This window comes from Mesorhizobium sp. M0306, assembly GCF_040321655.1.
Lineage (GTDB): Bacteria > Pseudomonadota > Alphaproteobacteria > Rhizobiales > Rhizobiaceae > Mesorhizobium.
In genome coordinates, this window is the sequence record NZ_JAMYRY010000068.1 from 1 (window position 1) to 7,381 (window position 7,381).

At 58.7% G+C, this 7,381-nt stretch carries 2 protein-coding genes and 4 pseudogenes; 3 read left to right on the forward strand and 3 right to left on the reverse strand.

The features are described 5' to 3' along the window. Window positions 1-267: 267 nt before the first annotated feature. The 3 genes and pseudogenes from NKI95_RS33715 to NKI95_RS33725 all read left to right on the forward strand — a co-directional run bounded on the left by NKI95_RS33715 (window position 268) and on the right by NKI95_RS33725 (window position 3,321). On the forward strand, window positions 268-672 hold the full coding sequence (locus tag NKI95_RS33715) for a DUF5071 domain-containing protein (RefSeq protein WP_352722165.1): 405 nt from the start codon (window positions 268-270) through the stop codon (window positions 670-672). Window positions 673-743: 71 nt separating this feature from the next. Further along, a pseudogene (locus NKI95_RS33720) lies at window positions 744-1,510 on the forward strand (IS5 family transposase). Between the two features lie 860 nt (window positions 1,511-2,370). Further along, window positions 2,371-3,321: a class I SAM-dependent methyltransferase gene (locus NKI95_RS33725; protein ID WP_352722167.1), complete on the forward strand. Its 951-nt coding sequence runs from the start codon at window positions 2,371-2,373 to the stop codon at window positions 3,319-3,321. Window positions 3,322-3,683: 362 nt separating this feature from the next. Here NKI95_RS33725 and NKI95_RS33730 read toward each other — a convergent pair. The 3 pseudogenes from NKI95_RS33730 to NKI95_RS33740 all read right to left on the reverse strand — a co-directional run. Next, window positions 3,684-4,259 (reverse strand): annotated as a pseudogene (locus tag NKI95_RS33730) (IS1 family transposase); the annotation flags it as partial. Window positions 4,260-4,611: 352 nt separating this feature from the next. Next, window positions 4,612-5,948: pseudogene (locus NKI95_RS33735) on the reverse strand (ISNCY family transposase). Then, window positions 5,899-6,224: pseudogene (locus NKI95_RS33740) on the reverse strand (IS110 family transposase); the annotation flags it as partial. The pseudogenes NKI95_RS33735 and NKI95_RS33740, both read right to left, overlap by 50 nt. Between the last annotated feature and the right edge of the window lie 1,157 nt (window positions 6,225-7,381).

The window sequence follows — 7,381 nt, forward strand, 5'->3', positions numbered from 1 at the left end:
GGGAAAAAAGAATCCTCGGCCCGCCGCCCCAACCGAGCCTACCCGCCGTCAGGCAAGCCATCCTCACCGCGCTCGCGCAGCCGCCCCCAATCCGTTGTCCCCACTGCCGCAGAACCATCTCCGCTAAAAATCTGCCAAAGTAGTGCTAGGCCGTGAACTCATAAATGCGGAATGACCGAGATGGGGTGGTGGAAAGCGGATGTTGACATCAATCTTCGGGTGCTCAAAAAAAGGGCGCAAGGATCGATGGGCCGTAAGTGATCTCAGATGATTGATGCACAGAGGCTACTGCCGCGGAGCAAGCACGACATCGATTCTATCCCTTTCATTATCAAAGCGGGCTATCCCGCGATCGCGCCGATACTGGACGAACTGTGGGATTGGACTACCGATAGCAATTGGCCGGTAGCTAGACCTCTCGCTGATTTCCTCGTTACCCTGGGGACACCGCTGATTGATCCGATTTCGCGGATCCTTAAAGGAACCGATGGCGCTCAAAAGTATCACTGCATAACTCTGGTCATACGGAGATTGCCGATCGACGTTCTCGGCGGCTTGGAAGAGGATCTGCGGCAACTAGCGGATCACCCAAACGAAGATGACAAACGAGAGGGCATCGATATTGAAGCGAGTGAGGTCTTGCTTCATTTCGAACGCCACCATTTGCCATGATTTATGGCCGAGATGGGTCGTTTTCCGACTGGCGGCTTTCATATTGCAGCGGAATCTGATTCAGGCTCCGCATGAGCCGATATGACCTGACCGACTTCGAGTGGCGCGTGATCGAGCCGCTGTTGCCCAACAAGCCGCGAGGGGTGCCGCGCGTCGATGATCGGCGAGTGCTCAACGGCATCTTCTGGGTGCTGCGATCCGGTGCGCCGTGGCGCGACCTGCCAGAACGGTATGGAGCGCGCACGACCTGTTACAACCGCTTCGTTCGATGGCGAAAAGCAGGTGTGTGGGACCGCCTCATGGACGCCATCACCAAAGTCCATGACGGCAAGGTACAGATGATCGACACCTCCATTGTTCGCGTCCATCAGCAGGGCGCGACGGCAAAAAAGGGGGTCGAGATCATTGTCTCGGTCGTTCCCGAGGCGGGCTGACAACCAAAATCCATGCTCTTGTCGACGCCCAAGGCAGGCCGATCAAGTTGATGCTCACGGCAGGCCAGACGAGCGACATCGCTTCCGCTGCGGACTTGATCACGGAATTGCCCGAAGGTGCCATGCTGCTCGCCGACAAGGGCTACGATGCCAACGCATTGCGTACTGCCGTCACCGAGCGAAACGCATGGGCCAACATCCCGCCCAAAGCTAACCGCAAGGACCCGATCTGCTTCAGTCCCTTCCTCTACAGAGCGCGCAACCTCGTTGAGCGTTTCTTCAACAAGGCCAAGCAGTTCCGTCGCATCGCAACCCGATACGACAAGCTCGCAGAAAACTACCTTGCCGCCCTCAAACTCGTTGCAATCCGCATCTGGCTACGCGGTAATGAGTCTACGTCCTAAGGTCGACCGCGAAGAGAAGCGAGTGACCCGCGGGGCGACATGGTCCGGAAAATATCAGGAGCAGCTTGACCTCAACGACCCCAATCAGAGAAGCCTGCTAGAAGGGCCCCTGCGCAACGACTACTTCGACGCGCTGGGTCTCCCCTGTATATGTCTCGGCCAAGCTTAATCCGAACCGCCGTGATACGCCACCCATATGGGTCGTGTGGAAGGGACGGCATCGTGAGGCTTCCGCAATCCGACCACTGAGCTTATGCCGGGCTCGGCATAAGCAAGTAATGATGAGCGTCATCATGAAGGCGGCTCGCTTGGCGCCGCGATCGGGGCCAGGAAGAGGCAGGAACTTCTTTGACGCGTCTTATAAAGTTCGGCGATGTGTTGCTAGATCAAGTCCATCGCACAACAAAGAAATGTTACTGCGAATTAAAAAATTACTTTCACAATCATCGATAGTTCTCACAAAATGTCCATAAAATAACACATAATCTTCTGATCTTATTGCAGGTAAATCCGGCCGATTAGGGTAATTTTCCGTCGGACGGGTCGCGCTCGGGAGCATTCTATGAAAATGACTTCGGCAAGTTGGGTGAGTTCGGCTGCGGTCCTAGTCAGGAAGGGGTTAGGCCGCGCTCATTGGCCGCTGTTCTGGAACAGTGCTGCGGATTGGACTGGGCAGAACCCAGGTCACGCGAATGGTCCTTTAACGCAACCGCGCTTAGCACCCTTAAGCACCGTCGCTAGTTTAAGAAAGAACATGCTTCCTGATAGCAGGTCCGACGATCGCGACGTCCCTGAGGCGTGGCAGGCAATAGCGTTTTATCAGTCTGCTGGTAGGCAGTTCGTCATCACGGAGAAATACGATGTTTCCCAATAGTTTAGATTCAAACTTCGCCCAATTGAAGAAGATAAACCCGGTCGCTTTCAAGGCCATCGAACCCCGAGTAATTAGAGAATCATCCGCCCGCCTTAACAGTTTGGCCAATCTCTCGCGCAATGAGTTCACTTCGGAAGGGCGTGGGTCGGATTACGTTGATAGTATCCAACTGTCGCTAATGGCACGATCGGAGGGTGTGATGGATCTTCTTGGCAAGATGCACTCCAATGGTCGTGATGGACTTTGTTCGTCACTCATCATCTGCGATCTTCTTGCCGGTGACGGATACGTTAACAAGGTAGCCCACCGGCTACTGGGTGCGGCGCGCTGCCCGACGTTCATCAACTCTGACATCTCGCAGTTCATGGTGGACCGTTGCATCCGCGAAGGGCTATTTGCAGTATGGCAAAGCGCTGTCGATCCGTTCTGGATTAAGGACGGGTCGGTGGACGGTGTGCTGATGGCTTACGGGACACACCACATCCCACGCGCTCAGCGTCCCACTGCTATCCGGGCAGCTGCGCGCATTCTCCGGCCCGGTGGCATCCTAGTTCTTCATGACTTCGAAGAGGGCTCGCCCACTGCACGCTGGTTTGCTGACGTGGTATCACTTTTTTCCGTGACACCCCATGACTATCCTCATTTTACCGCGGGCGAGGTACTTGACCTGTTCGCTGCTGCCCAGTTCGACGAGGTAGCTGTGCAGCGAATCACGGACCCGTTCGTCTTTCACGGAGGAGACGAGGAGAGCGTTCTCCAGATGTTGGCCGAATACGTTGTGAAGATGTACGGGCTAGAGAAGCTCCGAACGCAGACGCAGCGCGTGCTCGCGCTTCTTGATGAGTACTTCGGACTCGTCGTGAAACGCGTCTCTAAGGGTCAGTTCGAAGCGCGCATAACACGCAATGCCTTAGTCGGCAGCGGACGGCGGGTGTGACACATGGGAACGGTGACCGCATTAATGGCCTACTTCCCGCCTACGCTACGGTGTAGCAATAGCCTGCTTTGAGTTGTATTACCATTCGGCAGGTCGTTGGCTCGATAGTTACTGTAAGCGTCTCCGCAGTGTGCTTGGGTGAAACGGCGTCGAATCCCTGCGTGATTCTGACGAAATGGGAGTTCCGGGAGGGTGGAGGGCGTGCGGAAACTCGCGTTAAAGTGGTCTGTTGACGCACAGAGGGTCGTTCATCAGATCGACACTCCGAGGATAGTGATCGCCCGTTTGGAACTTATAGGCAAGGACCTGGAGGCAGGTCTCGGTTCCGACGTTGGCGAGCCGCGGGGTGAGGAAGTGGCGCTTCAATACGGCCCGAGTTTGCCCGGCTTAGGAGCCACGGCGTCCATCTTCTCGCAAAGATCGTCCATCGACCAAAGCGTCTGCGAAAGGCCAGCGGCCATTGCAGGGGACATTTTCAACGTCTTGTGAATGCGCATGAAGTTGGACCAGAGGGTGTACAGCGCAACCATGTGGACATGGTTTTCGAACTTCTTTGAGAACGCATTGGTTAGGCGTGTGAATCGGCGCATGTGCATCCGCATGGTGAGGTTCTGGCGCTCAACATGTGACGTGCTGACATGCGTCAGATCGGGCTCGCCTTCGATGCGGTCTTCTTCGCGCCAGTGCATACGGTGGGGTGCTGGAGCGGCGTTCCTGTGGCACTGCCTTGCCTTCTGGCTCGCCATACATCTTGACCAGCAAGGCGTAGTCGATGTCGGAGCCAAAGGCTCCTCGACCGCGTTCAGATAGGCTTTGTGCCCGTCTGTCGTAAGCTGCACGCGATTGGCGAGGCGTTCCTTCACGTCGTCCATGAAGGCCAGCGCATATTCGCCATCGCGACCGCCGACCAGCCAGGAAATGATAAGCTTGCTGTCGGCCTTCGGTTCGGGTAGTCCGGGGGCAGCATCTTCGGCCCGGTCGGGTCTTGGAGCAGGGCAAAGGCATGGGACGGGTCGCCAGGAAACCCGTGAGATCCCGCTCGCGTCCACGGGCGCAGCACGCTGGGCATGGGACGCCGGCTGACCAAATGTTCCTGGCCTATTTTCCGTCCATAAACGCCCATTTTGGTGAGCGTTTACAGTGGTTTGCCATAGGAAGAACGTCGTTTGCGGTACCGGGCCGACGCGAAGTCCCATGGATCGCGCCAGAAGAACTCGCCGAACGGAAGTTAGTCATGCTTATGGAGCCGGCGCCTGCCGGCGGGCTGCTGACCCGCGCAATGGCTCGGCATCAGGTCGGTTTGAGACGTGCGAAGAGGACGAGATTGTAGGCCACGACCGAGGACCAGACGTAGCTCTTGAAGTGATCAAGGCCGCGCCAGGTGCAGCGCGCCAAGCCATAAGCGCGCTTGAGGCACGAGATGTCGGCCTCGATGCCGGCACGGAAGTTGCGCAGCTTGCGGTAAACCCAATTGCTACTAACCATGTCCTCGATCCTGAGGCCGGCTTTCTTGTGGAATGCCATGTCGCGAACGCCCAAGGTCTTGGCTGTAGCCAGATTGTCGCGACTGGCAAAGCCGCCGTCGGCCGCCGCCTGCCGCGGCGCGTGACCATAGAAGGCGATGTGGCATTCCAGCATCGGCAGCAATCGATCGCTGTCGCGCGAATTGCCCGCCTCGATCACCAGATCGAGGATCATGCCGCTCCTGCCGGTGGTCAGGTTGAGTTTGTGGCCATATTCGGTGTCGCGGCTGCCTTTGACGATGATATCGGCATAGGGCTCGAACAGGCTGACCAGCTTGTCGCCGGCCGGCAGTTGCTCGCCGGCCAGCACTCGCCGCTCACTCTGTGCGATGATTTGCTCGATCAGCGGCCGATAGTGACAGAGTTGGGCTTGCCAGAGTTCGACGAGCGGACTGCTCGCCATGGCCAATCGTTCCGTCGCCTGCTTCAGATAGGCCAAGGTCGCGCAGGCGATCGCGATCAGTTCACGGTAGAGTTGGAGGCTGTCGGGTCGGCCGCGTGTGAACTGGATCTTGCGGGCGCGCTTCTTGGCCGCGCGGCAATGATCGCGCCATTCCAGGCCGGCGCCACCGGCCAAGGCATCAGCCTGCTTCGAATAGGCGCACCATGACCGGCACAGCGTCCCACAGCAGGCTGCTGTCGCTCGGGTCGTGCATGAGTGCCGAGGTCACAGTGCTGTCCAGCCGCACGACCGCACCATCTTCCAGTTTTGCCTGGCGGCCATTCGACAGCAGCGCCCGATTGATTTCTTCCCAGGTCTCGGGCCGGATCGCGCTGATCGTCTTTTGCAGCACCGACTTCCGCGGGCTCCAGGACCACGGCAGGCGGGCAAAGGCCCGGAACGATGCCGAATCCTCCAGATGAAATGCCAGCTCCTGATAGGTCAACTGCCGGTATTGCTTGAGAAGCGCGCAACGCAAGACCGCTTCAGCAGGTAGGCCTTGCCGTCCGGTGGCCCTGACGCCGTGCCGACCCAAATCTCGCGCCACCAAGCCAAGCAGATCGCGGCCCTCGTCCAGCCAGTGCGACATCGGCCTTCAGTTCGTGGCCGATGCGCCGGATCGACGACGTGACTTTCGATCCCTTCGGCCTCCAACACGCGATGGAGCCAGAAGCCGTCGAGCCCGGCCTCCTGGATCACGATGATCGGAAAGTGCCGCCCGGTCCGCGCTTGCGCCTTCCTGTTGAGCTCGGCAAATCGCGCCAGCATGCCGGCGACATCGCCGGCCGCCACCGAATGTTTCGACATCTTCTCGCCGCCACCCGGCGACAGCGAGGTGATCAACCATTTCGAGCGGCTCAATTCCAATGAGACGAAGATGCGCCAAGATCGGTACGGATAGCGGTCGGCGCTTCGGATTGGTGAGCTGCAACGGGCATGCTTGCCTCCAGGGGTAAGGTGTTGATTCAGCGACCTCACTTTGCCACAGCGCAGGTCGCTATCCATCCTCCTCATAGGATCTGGCTTGGACGGTGCGTTCTTGTCGCATTGTCGTAGTGTACCTGAAACCGCCGGGCCTTGCCTCCGCAAAATCACGATCAAAGCAAATGGTTTGTCGTTTATGGACGGAAACTAGCCTAGCGAGCCTCCTCCACGCTCGTTGGGAGCGCTTCGGCGAACACGAAGAGCAGAGAACTGTTGACTTGAAACACGGGAGGGGACTCTGAACCCGCAAACCTGTACTCGAACGGATAACGGATAGCCGATTTGGCGAGGACGAAACGCGGGACGGCGCTGTATTCGCTGCACCACGTCATCGACCTGGACTGGATGAAAGAGGCCACTACGACTTCCCGCCCGCGCATTCCTGGTCCCTTATGGTTTCGGTCGCAGGCTCCACGGGCTCCTCCTTTCCGTGATGCCTCCCTTTCCTCCGTCAGGTGCCGGCGAGCCCGGTTCCCCCGACTACACAGGTACTATGAAAGCCCTACCGGCTGACCCGCAAAGACGGCGTCCCGGCATCGACGGCGTCACGGCGGCGGAACGCGAGGCGAACCTGGAGGCCAATCTTGTGGACCTTCTCGATCGCATCAAGTCCGGCCGCTACCACGCACCGCCGTCCGACGGGCGTATATTGCCAAGGCGGACGGCTCGCTGCACCACCCCCTCGACGGCGGGCTTCGGGCCGGCTTCGACAATCTCGGCCAGCTCTGCCAGCTCTGCCAGTTGCTTGGGTGAAAGCCGCGGCTGGGGCCACCATACCAAGCGTCCTTGAGCCCTCCGGCCCGGCTTCGTTGAAGCGATGCACCCAGTCCGCAAGGTTGGCGGTCCATCCCGCCAATTCCGACAGCGTCCGTCCGGCTCATGCCGTCAACCACCGCTGCCAGCGAAACAAGCCGGCTGCTCTGGCGCGCGTCCCGTGACGCGCAAGCCAACCGGCGAAGCTCCGAGTCCGAATAGTCCATCTGCAATTCAACCGCTGATCCCATGGACGAATCTCCCCAGCCCAAGGAATCTGGAGGGTTCTGTGTAGTCGCGGGCGCGATTGGGCGGACACGCACGGGTCGCGACTACATTGAAGCCTGATTGAACTGAA